Source organism: Plantibacter sp. CFBP 8775, assembly GCF_014839505.1.
In the GTDB taxonomy this organism is placed as follows: Bacteria; Actinomycetota; Actinomycetes; order Actinomycetales; family Microbacteriaceae; genus Plantibacter; species Plantibacter auratus.
Window position 1 is genome coordinate 2,181,617 of the sequence record NZ_JACYNV010000001.1, and the last position, 16,205, is coordinate 2,197,821.

The following is a 16,205-nucleotide window of genomic DNA, read 5'->3' on the forward strand; positions in this document are numbered from 1 at the left end:
TGAACATATCATTGCATCGGCAGACGTTCAAGAGTCGACGAGGAGTCTGGATGCGAGAGAAGCGCGGGCCGTACGCGAAGTCCGATCACCGACGGAGGGCACTCAGCGAGGCCGCACTGCGGCTCGTGCGGGAGAAGGGGCACCGGGCGGTCGCCGTCTCGGAGATCGCGGCGCTCGCCGGAGCCAGTGAGCCGACGGTCTACTACCACTACCCAACCAAGGAGAGCTTGCTGATCGCAGCCCTTCAGCAGCACGACGACGAGAACATCCGCGAGCGAGGGGCCGAGGCCGGAGCGATCGCCGACATGGGGGACCGTGCCGCGCTCGGCGTGCAGCGGACGAACTTCGGGCGACTCTACAACGAGCTCGCGGGAGCGGCGGCGGATCCCGAGCATCCGGCGAACGAGTACTTCCGGCGCCGCTGGGAGCGGTCCGTGCAGGTGGTCGCCACGGACATCGAACGCCTGCAGGCGGCGCGACGGGTACCGGCCGAGTTGGATGCGGACCAGGCGGCACAGTTACTGCTCGCCGCGTGGGAGGGGCTCCAGCTGCGGTGGATGCAGGGTCCGCCGTTCGACATCCGAGCGCTCATCGAGGCGCACATCCACGCGCTGCTCGGACCTGACGCGCTGGCGTGAACCGGCTCAACGGCGAAGGCCGCTCCGCCGAGGTGGCGGGGCGGCCTCTGCCGTCGTCTCCGACGGGGAACGGATCAGAAGCGTCCCGCCCGGAACCGTTCGACGCCGACGGCGCCCTCGACGACCGCGGCGGTGAGCTCCTCCACGCTCGTGTCCTCACGGCGGACGTCGAGGATCTTCCGACCGTGGTTCATCACGATATGCCGGTCGCAGACCTGGTACGCGTGGTGCAGGTTGTGGGTGACGAGCACCGAGCTGACGCCCTCCGACTTCAGCTGCCGGAGGTAGTTCAGCAGCGCCTCGGTCGCGCGAACCGCGAGGGCCGAGGTGGGTTCGTCGAGGATGAGGAGGCTCCGCTTGAAGTGGACGGCGCGCGCGATGGCGACCGCTTGTGCCTGGCCGCCTGACAGCGAGGCGACGAGCTGCTTCGAGGACTTGATGCCCTCGATCGTCACGACGGTGTCCAGGATCTCGGAGGTGATCGCGTCCATCTGCTTCATCTTCATGAGTCCGAGGCGGTTGGTGATCTCGCGACCCATGAACAGGTTGCGGGTGATCGACATCTGCGGGACGAGAGCCGAGTCCTGGAAGATCGTCTCGACACCGAGCTGCTCGGTGAGCGCTCGGTTGACCGTGTCGTGATGCTGTCCCTCCCAGGTGTACGAACCCGATGTCATCTGGACGACACCGGACAGGATCTTGACGAGGGTGGACTTGCCCGCTCCGTTGTCGCCGAGCAGGCCGACCACCTCGCTGTGGCCGATGTCGAAGGAGACGTCATTGAGGACGGTGTTCGCCCCATAGCGCTTCGTGACGCCCTCGATCCGTAGGAGCGGCGTCGCGGTGTCGATGGTGGCGTCGAGGGTCACGATGCCTTTCCTTCCATGAGCTTGTTGAAGATGGCGGCGATGACGATGATGAGCCCGACGAAGAGTTGGATATAGAAGCCGGGGGCCTTGGCCAGGATGAGGCCGTTCTCGATGATCCGGATCAGCGCGGCGCCGATGATCATGCCGACGATGCTCCCTCGGCCACCGAGCAGGGAGGTTCCCCCGACGACGGCGGCCGCGATGGCCATCAGCGTGTAGTCGTCCGTGCTACCCGGCTGCATCGACGACGTGCGGACGGCGATCAGGATCGCGGCGAAGCCGACGAGTCCGCCGAAGACACCGAAGGCCATGAGTCGGACCGCCGAAGGGTTGATCGAGATCGCCTTCGCCGCTGCAGCGTTGCCGCCGACGGCGTAGACGTGGTTGCCGCGCTTGTGCCGGTGCAGGAAGAGCCAGGCGATCACGCCGATGACGAGCAGCCAGACCAACTGTGAGCGGAAGAGCCCGAAGTCGCCGGCGAAGAGCGTCACCAGGGTGTCGTCCTTCGCGCTGGACAGGATCGCCGGTGACGTCCCGTTCACGAAGAGGCTCGCCCCGGTCCAGAAGAAGCCCATGCCGAGCGTTGCGATGAAGGACGGGATCTTGGTGACGACCACGATGAGGCCGTTGATGAGTGCGATGCCTGTGCCGCAGGCGATCGCGGCGAGGGCACCCCATCCCCAGCCCACCGCCTCTGAGACGCGGATGAAGATGATCGCGGAGAAGCCGATGTTCGCGCCGAGGGACAGGTCGAACTCGCCCGCGATCATGAGGATCCCGGCTCCGATGCCGAGGATCGCGAGCACTGGTATGGACTGGGAGATCACTCCGGAGAGGTTGCTCGGTGAGAGGAACGGGAACGCGTCGGGGGCGACGAAGCCGGCGATGACGAAGCCGAGGAGCACGATCGCGAAGATGATGCCGATCTCCAGCGCGCCGCGTCCGCGGGTGTAGGTGATCGTGTCACGGAGGCGGTCGGCGAAGCCCTGCGGCTGGTTGTCCGACAGTCTGCGAGGCTGCGAGATGCTCTCGGTGGAGAGCGGGGCGGTCAGGATGGGCGCGGGTTCGCGCGTGGGTGGTTGAGACATGGGGGTCCTTCGGTGCGCGACGGATCGCGGTCGGTTCGGGGAGGGGTGTCGTGCGCCGAGGGTCGTGGAGCGATCCCCGGCACACGACGGACGAGTGTCAGTAGCGGACGCCCTGCAGATCCTTCTCCTCGAGGAAGGAGACGTTGGACTTGTCGATCAGCCCGAGGCCGCCGGAGTTGATGTTGGCGGGGGAGAGGCCGAAGTCGATCGACAGGATGCCCTGCATCACCGACTGGTACCCCTGCACGTACCCCTGCTGGTCTGCCGTGGCGAGGATCTTGCCGTCCTTGATCCCCTGGATCACCTGGGGAGAGGTGTCGAAGCCGACGACCGGTACCGAGACCCCGGCGGCTTCCATGGCCGCGACGACGTTGCGGTGTGGGGTTCCGCCGAGCGGGACGATCGCCTTGACGTCGGGGTTCGCGGTCAGCCACGACGTCATGGAGTTGAGGGCTTCCTCGTCGGCGCCGGACGTGCGGAGGTACTCACCCTTGGCGCCGACCTCGTCGAGGGCCTTCTGGACGCCGCCGCCTCGCTTGATCGCGTAGTCCTGTTCCGGTTCTTCAGCCGGGAACATGACCTTGTCGCCCTCCTGCAGATCCACTTCCTTCAGGAGGCGTTCGCCGACGAGCGTGCCGACTTCGGTGAAGTCCTGGCCGACGAAGCCGGACACGCAGTCCTTCGCGCTGTCAGGAGCGGGCACGTTGTAGGCGATGACGGTAATACCGGCGTCGTGGGCGTCACAGGCCACTTTCGACCATTTCTCACCCTCGTTGAACGGCATGAAGATGAGCGAGGGCTTGGTCGCGATCGCCGTGCCGACGAGGTCGACCATCTTGTCCGGGTCGCCTTCCGCGGTCTGGTGGGTGAGATTCAGGTGACCGAGCTCGGCGGCGTCCTCGCCGCCCTTCAGGATCTGCGCCCAGAACGGGTCGCTCGCCGGGTTGTAGTAGGTGAAGAAGTAGGCGTCGCGGTTGTCCGCGCGCGATCCGAAACCGGAGGCGAGCCCGGCGTCTGAGCTGCTGCCGGCGCTCGGGGTCGCCGTGCAACCGGCCAGGGCGAGTGCAGCGACGCCGACGAGGGCGATCGTGCCGAGGAGCGAGCGTCGTGCTGAGGTGTTCACTTCGTTGTGTCCTTTCGAGGGGTGGGCCTCGGGCGGCCCGTGCATCATTGCAGGGCTCAAGGTAGTGAAGAACAGACAAGAGGGCAATAGAAAGTCAAGACATATTTACCTACTGGTGACAATCGCGGCCGAAGGGGGTAACGTTCTTATGTCCTAACAAACCTGAACCGATCAGGAGACTCTCATGCCGCTCGTCAGGATCGACCTCGCCGCAGGCCGCGACGCCGCAGGCATCCAGCAGATCGCAGACGCCATCCATGAGGCGATCGTCTCCGTCTACGGGATTCCGCCTCGTGACCGCTTCCAGATCGTCACCGAACACTCTGTTGGCCAGATCATCGCAGAGGATGCGGGGCTCGGTTTCGCACGCTCCGGAGGCGTCGTGATGATCCAGATCTTCACGCAGCGCGGTCGAAGCGACGAGGCGAAGCAGGCGCTCTATGCGGCGGTGGCCGACCGTCTCTCCGAGGTCGGCGTCGATGGTGCGGACGTCTTCATCGGATATGTCGAGAACGGTCCGCAGGACTGGTCCTTCGGCTTCGGTCGCGCGCAGTACCTCACCGGGGAGCTCGCCGTTCCGGCGCGTTGAGATCGCGCGATCGGTTTGCTACCGGTCGACGAGGGTGACCTCGAAGGAGTACAGGTCGGGTCGGTAGACGTGCTGGCCGAACTCCACCGCCCGACCGGAGTTGTCGAAGGCGGTTCGCGACATGGTCAGGAGTGCGCTGCCCTTCCGGACGTCGAGCATCTCGCTCTCAGCACCCGATGCCTCCCGGGCGCCGATCCGCTGCTTGGCGACACGCATGGTGACGCCGCGTGCCCGGAGCAGCTGATAGAGGCCATGGTGCTCGAGGGCGCCGAGGTCGAGGTCGGTGAGGTCCTCGGGCAGGTAGTTCTCGAGGATCGCGAGCGGGACACCGTCCGCCCGGCGCAACCGCTTGATGTGGACGATGGGGCTCCCGGTCGCCACGCCGAGGGCATCGGCCACCTTCTCATCGGCCGTGCCGACCTCGGCGGAGAGGATGTCGGTCTCCGGCTTCTGGCCCGTACGCTCGAGGTCCTCGAACAGGCTGGTGAGCTCGACGTTGCGGGTCACCTTGCCGTGGACGACCTGCGTGCCGATCCCACGCCGGCGAACGAGGAGGCCCTTGTCGACGAGCTCCTGGATGGCTCGACGGATGGTCGGGCGGGAGAGTCCGAGGCGGGTGCCCAGCGCTACCTCGTTCTCCAGGCGTGATCCTGCTGGCAGTGTCTCATCATGGATGGCCTGCTCGAGCCTGGTTGCGATCTGGTAGTACAGCGGCACCGGTCCGGATCGGTCGAGGTCGAGGAAGAGTTCGACTGGGAGCGTCTGCTCGGGCTGTGCCATGAGGCTCCTTCGATTGGGAGAGAGAACTTGTCCTGACAATATCAGGGCTTTCTAAAATGGGGGTATGTCAGGTCACGACGGGTTGCGCGCATATTGTTAGGACATGCTGTCAAAGTTCAGGTATGGTGATCGGACTGCGTCGCCGCAGCTCTGGCGATCGCCAACTCGACTCCCGGAGGCACCTCGATGACCGACACCCTCACCCCAGCCGACACGCTTTCGCTCGCAGCCGCGGCGGCCTCGACGCCCACGAGCCTGTGGAACGATTCCGCTGACCCCGACGAACTCGCCAGGTCGATCGCGTTCGGTGCGGTCGGCGCGACCTGCAACCCGGTCATCGCCCTCGCGGTCATCTCCCAGAACCTCGACGTCTGGGCACCGCGGATCACCGAACTCGCTGCCGAGTTCCCGACAGCGGGGGAGGCCGAGCTTGGCTGGAAGGTGGTCGAGGAGCTGTCGATCCAGGCGGCCGTGCTCCTCGAGCCCGCGTTCCGGGAGAGCAACGGCCGGAACGGTCGTCTGTCGATCCAGACCGATCCACGCCTGCACCGGGACGCTGAGGCGCTCGTCGAGCAGGCCGTTCGGTTCTCGGCACTGGCAGAGAACATCATCGTGAAGATTCCTGCAACCGCTGTCGGTATCCGCGCGATCGAGGAGGCGACCTATCGCGGGGTCAGCATCAATGCGACCGTGTCGTTCACGGTGGCCCAGGCAGTCGCGGTCGGCGAGGCGATCGAGCGCGGTCACGAGCGACGGGCCGTCGAGGGGCTCCCGGACTGGGAGTTCGGCTCCGTCGTCACCATCATGGGCGGGCGCCTGGACGACTGGCTCAAGGCGTCCGTTGCCAAAGACCGTATCCTCATCGATCCTGGCTACCTCGAGTGGGCGGGCGTGGCAGCGTTGAAGGAGGCACACCGCATCTTCACCCGACGCGGGTTCCGATCGAGGATCCTCTCCGCCGCATTCCGCAACCACCTGCAGTGGTCCGAGCTGGTCGGCGGCGACCTCGTCGTCTCCCCGCCGTTCGACTGGCAGCTGCGCATCAACGAGAACCGGATCCCAGTCGACCCGCATCGCATCGACGTGCCGGTCGCGCAGCACATCATCGACACGCTCCTCGAACGCGTCCCGGAGTTCCGCAAAGCCTACCTCGTCGACGGCATGTCGATCGACGAGTTCGACGACTTCGGTGCGACCCGGCGGACCCTCCGTCAGTTCCTTGAGGCGGATGCCCAGCTGGATGCGCTGGTTCGTGACATCATCCTTCCGGTGATCTAGGAGGGATGCGTGACCACCTCGAAGGACTCGGCCGTCGCCGACGGAGTCGACGACGGGGAGCGCATCACCTTCCGGTCGAGGCGCTGGGTGCGGCCCGAGGATCTCAACGCACACGGCACGCTCTTCGGGGGCAGTCTGTTGCGGTGGATCGACGAGGAGGCGGCGATCTACGCGATCCTGCAACTCGGCAACCCCAGGGCCGTGACGAAGTACATCTCGGAGATCGACTTCGTCTCCTCGGCGCTGCAGGGCGACCTGATCGAGATGGGCCTCCGCGCGACCGCCTTCGGGCGGACGTCCCTTACGATGCGGGCGGAGGTCAGGAACATGGTCACCCGACGAAGCATCCTCACGATCGACCGCATCGTGTTCGTGAGTCTCGACGACGACGGACAACCGCTTCCGCACGGGTACACCGATACGACCTACGACCGGGATCGACTGCCGACCTCGGCAGGGTCCCGTGCAACCTGACGGTGCCGGCTCGGATCCGCGTCGGTGAGACGGATCTCGCTGACCTGCTTGCGACGTGATCCGCCACGAGGGATGGACCGACGGACGCGTGGAGAGCGACGCAGGACGACCTCGAGCTGGGAGGGTTCGTCTTCAATCACACTGAGTACGGCTTCGAGCATCGCGTCAGCGAGGGCGAACCCTGCTTCCGATCCGGCGAACACCGCTGGCGCAGACCGCGCCCGGCCGGGCTCAGGTCACGCTGATGAAGATCGGATTCGTGTACAGCCAGGTGTCGGCCCAGGGGTCGGCTGGGGAGACCGGGTACGGCTGGGGTGCCCGCGGGTCGACCTCGGCGCCGAGTGGACCGACCCCGTGCACCTGGCCGTCGCTGCCGCGAAGGCGGACGTAGCCGTCCTCAGTGGCAGGCTCGAGCGGCACCACGACACGGAACGGGGAGTCGCTGCGGTCGGTGACGTCGAGCATCTCGACGACTCGGGTGCCGGGTGCGCGCTGCTCGTCACGGTCGGCGACGGGCCCGGTGACGCGCCCGCGGATCAGGTCGAGGTGCGCGAGTCTCGGCGTCGTGCCCCGCGAGGTGGGCGTCGTCGTGGGCGTGACGTCGACCACGAGCTCGAGGGCGGTGCCGCTTTCGACGGTGAGGGTCCCGCCCAAGGTGGCGACGGTCTCCGGCTGGTCGGTGGCGCGGAGCACGACGGAGAGTCCGGCGACGAGGTGCCCGTGGTCGACCCAGACACGGCCGGCGCGGATCGCGTCGAGCAGGGAGGCGGACGACCGATCGACGGCCCCGACGTGCGTCCGACTGAACTCGCCCGGCCAGAAGTCGGCGCCGTTCTGGGGCGTGGCCGTGGCGATCGGGTCGGGTCGACGGCCGGCGCGGTTGAAGTTCGCGAGCGTCGCCCCGGCCTCCCAGCCCGGCCCGGTCGGGAAGTCGCCCACGCGTGTCGCGTCGGACTCTTTGAGGTGCAGATCGCTGTTCGTGGTGATCCACCAGCGCCGTCCCTCGCTCAGCAGCGAGTCCCACATGCCGCCGACGACGGCTGTCGTCCAGTCGAAGCCGCCGTGCGTCAGATAGGCCTCCGCGGGGTAGCCGGGGAACGAGAATTCACTGGGGGTGTTCTCGTACTCGCCACGCCGTGAGCGTTCGGTCGCGTTCGCGGCGATCGCTCCGGCCTGGGCGCCCGGAGCACCCTCCATGCCGACGAACACCTCTGAGTCTGCATCCTGCCAGGCACGGAGCTCGCCGGGCGAGTCGATGCCGAGGCGGCTCGGGTGGTTCGCCAGGACGATCACGTCGTCGATGACGCCGGCACGCTTCTGGGCGCCGAGCCAGGCGATGCCGTCGGTCGCGTGCACGAGCCACTCGGCGGCGTCTTCGGTGCCGGGGCGCGGCTTCTCCCAACCGTTGAGCTTGCCGTCGTGGTCGAGCTCGAAGCGGCGCAGCACGAGGGTCGTCTGGGGCCCGGGCGCGATCAGCACGGTCGCGTGCTCGGCTCCCGGGATGTACCACTCGAGCCCCTGGAGCACGAGCATGTCGGGCCGCGCCGCCCGCGCGGTGTCGATCTCGCGTGCCGCGTTGAACACCCCGCCGACGTTGGCATGTCCCTTGTTGCTGTGCTCGGTGAAGGCGATCGCGTCGACCGCGAAGCGCTGCGCCTGGTCGAGGATCGTCGTCATCGGGTACTTGGCGTCGTGCGAGTAGACCGAGTGCACGTGGTGGTCGAACACGAGCCAGGAGAGCGCGTCCGGGTCGACGACTGCCGACGCGGACGGCAGCGGCGCGGCCTGGGCAGAGGCCGCGCTCCCGAGCCCCTGGGCGGTCGCTCCCACGGCGACCGTCGCAGCGACGGAGGCCCCCAGGAAGGACCGGCGGGAGAGGCCGTACCGGGCCGATGCGCCCCGCTTCTCCTCGGGCACGGACGATGCGCCACCGGTTGGCGCGGGCTGCTCGGGGCGGGGATCGAAGGGCATGGCATCACTTTCATCGGACGGACGCGCCGATCGTAGGTAGCGGAGGTGAACCTCGGCCCAACGGCCGGTGCCGTGGGGGACGCCCGGCGTTTACGACCCATTCACCTGCGTGGGCGATAGTCCTGGCGTCGCCGGGTATCCCCGTCCCGGAGGCCCACCGCACCCACCAAAGGTCCCGATGTCTTCCACTGTCCCCGTCATCCGCCGTTCTCCGTTCCGTGCCGCAGGGCGCGCCCTGCTCGTCACGGCAGCGCTCAGCGCCAGCGCGGTGCTCTGGCTCGTCGGCGCCGGTGCTGCTGTCGCCGCCTCGGCGCCGGCACCGCTCACGCTGCGCGACACCACCGGCGCCGCGGTCACGTCAGGTGACGCGCGCGCCGTCCCGTCGTTCGGCTCCGCGGTGCTCGCCGCGGGCTGCCCCGCCGATGCGGATGACGCCGCCCGCCTATCCGTGACGGCGGGAGGGGTCACCGTCGTCACGTCTTCGACCGTCACGGTGGCCGCCGGGCAGCCGGTCGAGGTGCCGATGGCCATCTCGTTCCAGGAGGTCGTGGACGGCGGCGTCGAACAGGGCGACGCGACCCTAGCGCTCGAGTGCCTCGTCCTCGAGTCGGGCATCCCGTCGTCAGTGGTCACGGCGGCGACCCTGCCCGTCACGTTCGCCGCGGGAACCTGGTCGGTGCCCGGCGCTCAGGTCGAGCCGGTTCCTCCGACGGTCACGCCGACCGCGGCCCCACCCTCGGGAGGTTCTGGAGCAGGGGCGATCGCGTCGCCGGGCCCCTCGGCCACAGCGCGACCCTCCGCTGACGGAGACCTGGCGCTGACGGGCTGGCAGCTCGGCGGGGCCGGCGTCGTCGCCGCCGGCCTGCTCGCGGGCGGAGCCGCCCTGCTCTTGCGCAGGCGTCTCCGGTAACCCATCGGTCCGGAGGCTGCGAGGGGGCAACCGCGGTCAGGTCCCGCTCGGTGTCTCCTCATCCGCTGCCAGGTTCTTCTGGACGGCGAACTGCGTCCGGTGCAACTCTTCGTACCGCCCGCCGGAAGCCAGCAGCTCCTCGTGCGTGCCCCGCTCCACGATCGAGCCGTCCTCGACCACGAGGATCAGATCCGCGCTGCGGATGGTTGAGAGCCGGTGCGCGATGACCATCGCCGTCCGGCCTTCGAGGGCCTCGCTGAGCGCCGCCTGCACCGCCGCCTCCGAGGTCGAGTCCAGTGCCGCTGTCGCCTCATCGAGGATGACGACGCGCGGCTGGGCGAGGAGCAGCCGCGCGATGGTCATCCGTTGGCGCTCACCACCGGAGAGTCGGTAGCCACGCTCGCCCACCATGGTGTCCAGCTGGTCCGGCAGGGACCGGATGAGCGGTTCGAGCCGCGCGCGGCGGACGGCGTCCCACACCTCGTCCTCGGACGCCTCCGGACGCGCGAGGCGCAGATTGGAGCGGATGGTCTCATGGAACAGGTGACCGTCCTGCGTCACCATGCCCAGGGTGTGCCGCATGGAGGCGAAGGCGACATCGCGGACGTCCGTCCCCGCGAGACGCACGGCGCCCTCATCGACGTCATACAGCCGCGACAGCAGCTGCGCGATCGTGGACTTCCCCGCTCCTGACGAGCCGACGAGGGCGACGGTCTGCCCCGGCTCGATCCGGAAGGAGACGCCGTGCAGCACCTCCTCGCCGCCGCGGGTGTCCAGCGTCGAAACCTCTTCCAGGGAGGCGAGGGACACCTTGTCCGCGGACGGGTAGGCGAAGTGGACGTCGTCGAACTCGACGGACACCGGACCATTGGCGACGGTGACGGCGTCGGGCTTCTCCTGGATGAGCGGTTCGAGGTCGAGCACCTCGAAGACGCGCTCGAAGCTGACCACCGCGCTCATGATCTCCACCCGGGCGTTCGCGAGGCCGGTCAGCGGCGCGTAGAGGCGGGTGAGGAGGAGCGCCAGGGTGACCACCTCACCGGTGTCCAGCTGCCCGGCGAGTGCGAGGAAACCGCCGAGGCCGTACACGAGGGCGAGCGCGAGGGCGGAGACGAGCATCAGCGCGGTGAAGAAGACGAACTGCAGCATCGCCGTCCGGACGCCGATGTCGCGGACGCGGGCGGCACGGACGCGGAACTCCTCAGCCTCCTGATCCGGTCGACCGAACAGCTTGACGAGCGTGGCACCGGGCGCTGAGAAGCGCTCGGTCATCTGCGTGCTCATGGCCGAGTTGTGGTCGGCGGCTTCGCGACGCAGCGCGGCGAGGCGGCTACCCATGCGGCGCGCAGGTACCAGGAAGATGGGCAGCATCACCACGGCGAGGACCGTCACGAGCCAGGACGTGCTGAGCATGACGATCAGCGTGAGGATCAGGGCCACGAGGTTCGTGATCACCCCGGACAGCGTGCCGCTGAAGGCCTGCTGCGCGCCGATCACGTCGTTGTTGAGGCGGCTCACGAGCGCGCCCGTCCTGGTGCGGGTGAAGAACGCGATCGGCATCTGCTGCACGTGGTTGAAGACGGCGGTGCGGAGGTCCAGGATCACGCCTTCGCCGATCCGGGCCGAATACCAGCGCGTCACGAGGGACACGGCGGCGTCGGCCACGGCCACGAGGGCGATGACGACGGCGAGGCGGACGATCGTGGCCACCTCGCCCCGGGCGACGATGACGTCGACCACCTGGCCGGCGAGCACCGGGGTCGCGACCGCGAGGAACGCTCCCGCGACGGAGAGCGCGATGAAGACCAACAGCTTGGACCGGTAAGGCACCGCGAACGTCATGATGCGCCGCACGGACTCACGGGAGATGCCGTGCTTACCGTCCTTGGCGGTCGAGATCTTGTACAGCGAGCTCCAGGCCGCGCTTTCCATGCTCATTGCGACTCCTCACGCCCCGCTGCGCATGAGCACGTCCCTGACCCCGGTCACGACCCGGGTGGCGACGCGAACGCAGACCTGCGAGAGCGTATCAGCCTCGCCGTTCCCGACCTGAACGCTCTGGAGGCGTCAGCGTTCGGCGCGCAGGGCCGTCCACATCACGACGAAGGCGGCGGCGATGCCGAGCACGCTTCCGGCGAGCCCGACGATCATGGCGGGATGGCCGGTGTCTGCGAGGCCGATCGAGCACGCGACGACACCGATGCCGGACGCCATCAGCGCGACGAAGCTGAAGGCGGCGAGGATGAAGCGCTTCGTGGTTCGGGTGGGATCGGGGGCGGGAGGGAGCGACATCGTGCCTCGTTTCCGCCGTCGCGTGGGCTGCGTCGGCTCTTCGGCATCAGGCTAGAGGGCCGCCCATCGTTGCGGTGAGGGGGTATCCCCGGTCCTCACGACAGAACCGTCACGAACGCCTCCGGACTTCGTGGACGAGGAGCCAGACGAGGTAGCCGCCACCCACGATCACGGTGACGACCCCCACCGGGAGCGACGTCGGCAACAGGTGCTGCGCGACGATGTCGGATGCCAGCAGCACGAGGGCCCCGAGCAGCGCGGACGGCACCAGCGCGATGCCGGCCGTGCGGGTGATCCGCTGCGCGAGCTGCGGGGCGGCGAGCGCGACGAAGGCGATCGGCCCGGCTGCTCCCGTGACGACAGCGGTGAGCGCGACGGCGCACGCCACGAGGCCGAGCCGTGAGCGTTCGACCCGCGAGCCCAGCGCCTTCGCCGCGTCGTCGCCGAGCTCGAGTTGGCGGAGCGATCCGCCGAGCGGACCGAGGATGATTGCGATGGCGATGATCACCACTGCGGCGGGGATGAGCTGAGCCCAACCGACGGCGTTCAGCGAGCCCGCACCCCACACGGTGGCGAGCATCGCGACTTCGAGCTTCGCCCGCAGCACGAGGTAGGAGCTGAGCGCTTCGAGCATGGCCGAGACGCCGATGCCCACGACGATGAGCCGGAAACCCTGGATGCCGCGACGGTAGCTGAGGAGGTAGACCAGCGCCGTGGCGATCAGGCCGCCACCGATGGCACCGCCTGCGACGGCGGCGGAACCGGCGCCGGCACCGATCACGATGATCACGATGAGACCGCCCGCGTACGATCCCGCGGTGAGCCCGATGATGTCGGGGCTCGCGAGTGGGTTGCGGGTGAGGGACTGGAAGATCGCGCCGGAGAGTCCGAGGGCCCCTCCGAAGAGCAGCGCGGCGAGGACCCGCGGGAGGCGCCACTCGAGCACCACCGTCTGCACCAGACCGCCTGGCCCGCCGAGGAACGCCGACGCCACCTCGTCGACCGACAGTGGCAGGTCGCCGAGACACAACGCGAGCAGCGCCAGGGTGAAGAGGACCGCGCAGAACACGCCGCACACGACGATCGTGCGCAGCCGGACGCGGACGGAGAGGGATCGCCGACGCCACACGACCGTGCGCGGTCCCGTCTCGACGCCGGTCACAGTGCGCTCGCCTTCGCGCGCCGCACGAGGTGGATCAGCACGGGCGCGCCGATGAACGCGGTGACGATCCCGACCGGGACGTCACTCGGCCAGAGGATCACGCGACCGATCACGTCGGACGTGAGCAGCACGGCCGGCGCGATCAGGATCGAATACGCCACGATCCACCGCTGGTCGGGACCGACGATCCACCGCGCGATGTGGGGCACCATCAGGCCGACGAAGCCGACCGGCCCGGCGATCGCGGTCGCCGCACCAGCCAGCAGGGTGATCGCGACGACGGCGAGCACGCGGGTGCTCACGAGGCGAGTACCGAGTGAGGAGGCGAGATCGTCGCCCAGCGCCAGGGCGTTCAGCGATCGCGCGCTGAACAGCGCGATGACGACGCCCGCGACGACGAAGGGGAGTGCGGGCAGGATGACGTCGAAGCCGCGCTCCACGAAGGACCCGGCGTTCCAGCCGCGGAGCTGCCTGAAGGCGACCGGATCGAGGAGCATCATGGCGGTCGTGATGCCGCTGAGCACCGCTGCCAGGGCGACGCCGGCGAGGGTCAGCCGGACCGGATCCGCGCCACCACGTCCTGCCGAGCCGATCACGTAGACGAGTGCCGTCACGACCAGGGCTCCCAGGAACGCGAACGGCAGGTACTGCACGGGCGTGCGAGCGCCGAACAGGACACCGATCGCGACGAAGAGTGCCGCGCCCGCGTCGACGCCGAGGATACCTGGATCACCGAGGGGATTGCGGGTGAGGCCCTGGATCAGGGCGCCGGAGACGCCCAGCCCGACGCCGACGACGAGTCCTGCCACGGTGCGGGGGATCCGCAGATCGAGGACGACCAGATCGGTGACGGAGCCGTCGGGCCTCGTGAGTGCCCGCCAGACGTCCGTCGGGCCCACGGGGTGGGACCCGACGAGGACGCTGAGCAGGACTGCGGTCGCGAGTGCCGCGACCGCGATCCCGAGCCCCAGCGAACGGCGCCCGCGAGGGGTGCGCGAGGTCACCGACGGGTCAGCCGTCGACGCTCTGCGGAGCTGTGCCGGCGACGGCGTCCACCAGGCGCGGCACCAGCTGCTCGAGGACGTACTTCTGGCTGAGTGGGGTGAGGAAGTAGATCGCGCCGGCGAGCTCGCCGTCGGTGAAGACCGCTCGCCCGCCGGTCACGGCGTCGAGGCTCGAGGTGGTGCCGAAGCCCAGCACCTCCTGGACGGCATCCGCGGACTCCGTGGCGAAGACGATCACGTCAGCGTCGATGACACCGACGTTCTCCGCGGCGATCTGCGCCTGTCCGCCCTCGCTCGGGACGTACTGCTGCAGCCTGGGCGTGATCGTGAACCCGAGATCCGTCAGGAAGTCGGTGTTGAGGCCGTCGGGGTAGACCCACAGGTTGCCGTCCCACGGCCCACCCTGCGAGAAGGTCGCCGTGAGGCCCGCGAACTCCGGGTGCGCTGCCGCCGCCGCAGCGTAGGCCTCGTCGACGCCGGTGATGAGCGCCTCGCCTTCCGCCGACCGACCCACGGCTTTGGAGACCATCCTGGTCTGGTCCCGCCAGTCCGCGAAGTAGAGCCCAGCGCCCTCCTCATTGGTCACGGTCGGCGCGATCTCCGCGAGCTTCCCGTAGTTCTCCTCGGTCATGCCGGCGTTCGTCCCGATGATCAGGTCCGGCCGCAGTGACGCGATCTTCTCGTACTCGAACCCGTCGGTCGTGGTGAGGACGGTCGGCTCGGCATCGCCCAGGAGATCCGTCGCCCACGGCCACACCGCATACGGCTGCTCGCCGTACCACTCCGTCGTCGCGATCGGTGTGACACCGAGTTCGAGGAGGATGTCCTGCTCGGTCAGACCGACCACGACGATCCGCTGCGGCTCCGACGGGATCACCGTCTCGCCGTACTCGTGCTCGATCGTCACCGGGAACGAGTCGCTCGGCTCGGTCGTGTAGTTCGGGTTCTCGGCGGTGGTCGACGCGGCGCTCGAGCAGGCGGAGAGCGCGACACCGACGAGGGCGAGCGCGCTCACCGCGGCAAGCAGACGAGCGGTCCTCGCGCTCGGGGCGCGGTGGTGCTTCGGGACGATCATGGGGTCCTTCATCGGTTCGGCTGGCGGGATGACGACAGTCAGGTTAGCCTTGCCTAATCGCTTCGCGCTATCGCGCTGAGTGGACAGGACTTGTCGAATGGAGACAGCTGGATGTCTGGTCGCGATCACTCGGACGGCGGAATCAAGCTCCTCGGCCCGCTGGATGACGCCGAAGGGACATCGGGGGAGTTCCGGGTTTCCCGCTCGCGGGTCGACGCGACGACACGGTTCGATGAGCACTCCCACCGCGAGGACCAACTCGCGTGGATGAGTTCCGGCGCGATGGAGGTGTCGGTCCCCGGCGATCGACGGCGACTGCGGCGAGAGCACCTCGCATGGATCCCCGCGGGGATGGTGCACGAAATGAGCTTCAGCGAGCCCGGCGAGCTCATCAGCGTCTACGCCGACCCGGAACTGCGCCCCCAGGGCGGCCGGTGGAACGGTGCACGGACCGTCCGGGTCGACGAGCTGTCGGCAGCGCTGCTGGCCCACCTGCTCGACGCCGACCCGACCGGGCGCCGGCGATGGCGATGCTGGTCGCTCCTGATCGACTTGCTGTCGGCGGCGGCTCGCGACGATGAGGCGTTGGCCATGCCCCGTGAACCGCGCGCGCGTGCCATCGCGTCGGCCCTGATGGCCGACCCCGCCGACCCGCGTGGGCTCGACGATTGGGCCTCGGCGGCGGGCGTCAGCTCGAAGACGATCGGCCGGGCGTTCGTGGACGGCACGGGATGCACCTTCCGCGAATGGCGGGTCCGCGTGCGCCTGCATGCTGCCGCGGGCATGCTCGGACGGGGTGCCGCCGTGCAGGACGTCGCACCCGCGGTCGGCTACGAGTCGGTGAGCAGCTTCATCGGGGCGTTCCGGGCCCGGTTCTCCATGACCCCCGCCGTCTACGCCGCGAGGCGCCGGTCGGCGGAGGTCGTCTGATCCGAAGACGGGTGCGGCTTCA

General features: G+C 68.6%; 16 protein-coding genes. 6 read left to right on the plus strand and 10 right to left on the minus strand.

Annotated elements, in window-relative coordinates:
• The first annotated feature begins 50 nt into the window (after window positions 1-50).
• Window positions 51-638 carry a TetR/AcrR family transcriptional regulator gene (locus IFR14_RS10335; protein WP_191940998.1) on the plus strand — a complete coding sequence of 196 codons (588 nt, stop codon included), beginning with the start codon at window positions 51-53 and terminating at the stop codon, window positions 636-638.
• Window positions 639-712: 74 nt separating this feature from the next.
• Here the strand turns inward: IFR14_RS10335 and IFR14_RS10340 are convergent, their stop codons facing one another.
• The 3 genes from IFR14_RS10340 to IFR14_RS10350 all read right to left on the minus strand — a co-directional run bounded on the left by IFR14_RS10340 (window position 713) and on the right by IFR14_RS10350 (window position 3,718).
• Complete coding sequence (locus IFR14_RS10340) at window positions 713-1,507, minus strand: ATP-binding cassette domain-containing protein (protein ID WP_198425040.1); 795 nt, start codon at window positions 1,505-1,507, stop codon at window positions 713-715.
• Complete coding sequence (locus tag IFR14_RS10345) at window positions 1,504-2,595, minus strand: ABC transporter permease (RefSeq protein ID WP_191940999.1); 1,092 nt, start codon at window positions 2,593-2,595, stop codon at window positions 1,504-1,506. The genes IFR14_RS10340 and IFR14_RS10345 overlap by 4 nt, the downstream gene beginning before the upstream one ends.
• Window positions 2,596-2,692: 97 nt before the next feature.
• Complete coding sequence (locus IFR14_RS10350; RefSeq protein ID WP_191941000.1) at window positions 2,693-3,718, minus strand: substrate-binding domain-containing protein; 1,026 nt, start codon at window positions 3,716-3,718, stop codon at window positions 2,693-2,695.
• A 184-nt stretch (window positions 3,719-3,902) separates the two neighbouring features.
• Between IFR14_RS10350 and IFR14_RS10355 the strand changes: the two genes are divergently transcribed.
• Window positions 3,903-4,307, plus strand: a complete 405-nt coding sequence (locus IFR14_RS10355; RefSeq protein WP_191941001.1) for a tautomerase family protein — start codon at window positions 3,903-3,905, stop codon at window positions 4,305-4,307.
• Window positions 4,308-4,325: 18 nt separating this feature from the next.
• Here IFR14_RS10355 and IFR14_RS10360 read toward each other — a convergent pair whose 3' ends face one another.
• Entirely contained in the window at window positions 4,326-5,087 is a 762-nt protein-coding gene (locus IFR14_RS10360; protein WP_191941002.1) for a GntR family transcriptional regulator, read from the minus strand.
• 186 nt (window positions 5,088-5,273) lie between these two features.
• On the opposite strand from IFR14_RS10360, the gene IFR14_RS10365 reads away from it, so the two are divergent.
• Both IFR14_RS10365 and IFR14_RS10370 read left to right on the plus strand, forming a co-directional pair.
• Complete coding sequence (locus IFR14_RS10365; protein ID WP_191941003.1) at window positions 5,274-6,365, plus strand: transaldolase family protein; 1,092 nt, start codon at window positions 5,274-5,276, stop codon at window positions 6,363-6,365.
• 9 nt (window positions 6,366-6,374) lie between these two features.
• On the plus strand, window positions 6,375-6,839 hold the full coding sequence (locus IFR14_RS10370; RefSeq protein ID WP_342365678.1) for an acyl-CoA thioesterase: 465 nt from the start codon (window positions 6,375-6,377) through the stop codon (window positions 6,837-6,839).
• A 231-nt stretch (window positions 6,840-7,070) separates the two neighbouring features.
• Here IFR14_RS10370 and IFR14_RS10375 read toward each other — a convergent pair whose 3' ends face one another.
• The gene (locus tag IFR14_RS10375; protein WP_191941004.1) at window positions 7,071-8,810 is read right to left on the minus strand and encodes a PHP domain-containing protein; all 1,740 of its coding nucleotides are present in this window, start codon (window positions 8,808-8,810) and stop codon (window positions 7,071-7,073) included.
• A 178-nt stretch (window positions 8,811-8,988) separates the two neighbouring features.
• Between IFR14_RS10375 and IFR14_RS10380 the strand changes: the two genes are divergently transcribed.
• A complete protein-coding gene (locus IFR14_RS10380) occupies window positions 8,989-9,720 on the plus strand; it encodes a hypothetical protein (RefSeq protein WP_191941005.1) in 732 nt (243 codons plus the stop codon).
• Window positions 9,721-9,756: 36 nt separating this feature from the next.
• On the opposite strand, the gene IFR14_RS10385 is transcribed toward IFR14_RS10380, so the two are convergent.
• From IFR14_RS10385 to IFR14_RS10405, 5 genes are all read right to left on the minus strand, one after another.
• Window positions 9,757-11,658 carry an ABC transporter ATP-binding protein gene (locus tag IFR14_RS10385; protein ID WP_191941006.1) on the minus strand — a complete coding sequence of 634 codons (1,902 nt, stop codon included), beginning with the start codon at window positions 11,656-11,658 and terminating at the stop codon, window positions 9,757-9,759.
• A gap of 129 nt (window positions 11,659-11,787) precedes the next feature.
• On the minus strand, window positions 11,788-12,012 hold the full coding sequence (locus IFR14_RS10390; protein ID WP_086473403.1) for a hypothetical protein: 225 nt from the start codon (window positions 12,010-12,012) through the stop codon (window positions 11,788-11,790).
• A gap of 109 nt (window positions 12,013-12,121) precedes the next feature.
• A complete protein-coding gene (locus tag IFR14_RS10395) occupies window positions 12,122-13,174 on the minus strand; it encodes a FecCD family ABC transporter permease (RefSeq protein ID WP_191941007.1) in 1,053 nt (350 codons plus the stop codon).
• Window positions 13,171-14,178, minus strand: a complete 1,008-nt coding sequence (locus IFR14_RS10400) for an iron chelate uptake ABC transporter family permease subunit (RefSeq protein ID WP_191941008.1) — start codon at window positions 14,176-14,178, stop codon at window positions 13,171-13,173. Before IFR14_RS10400 ends, IFR14_RS10395 begins: the two co-directional genes overlap by 4 nt.
• 7 nt (window positions 14,179-14,185) lie before the next feature.
• Window positions 14,186-15,253 (minus strand): ABC transporter substrate-binding protein, encoded by a 1,068-nt coding sequence (locus IFR14_RS10405; protein WP_191941009.1) that lies wholly within the window; start codon window positions 15,251-15,253, stop codon window positions 14,186-14,188.
• Between the two features lie 111 nt (window positions 15,254-15,364).
• Between IFR14_RS10405 and IFR14_RS10410 the strand changes: the two genes are divergently transcribed.
• Window positions 15,365-16,183 (plus strand): helix-turn-helix domain-containing protein, encoded by an 819-nt coding sequence (locus tag IFR14_RS10410; RefSeq protein WP_191941010.1) that lies wholly within the window; start codon window positions 15,365-15,367, stop codon window positions 16,181-16,183.
• Window positions 16,184-16,205: the final 22 nt, after the last annotated feature.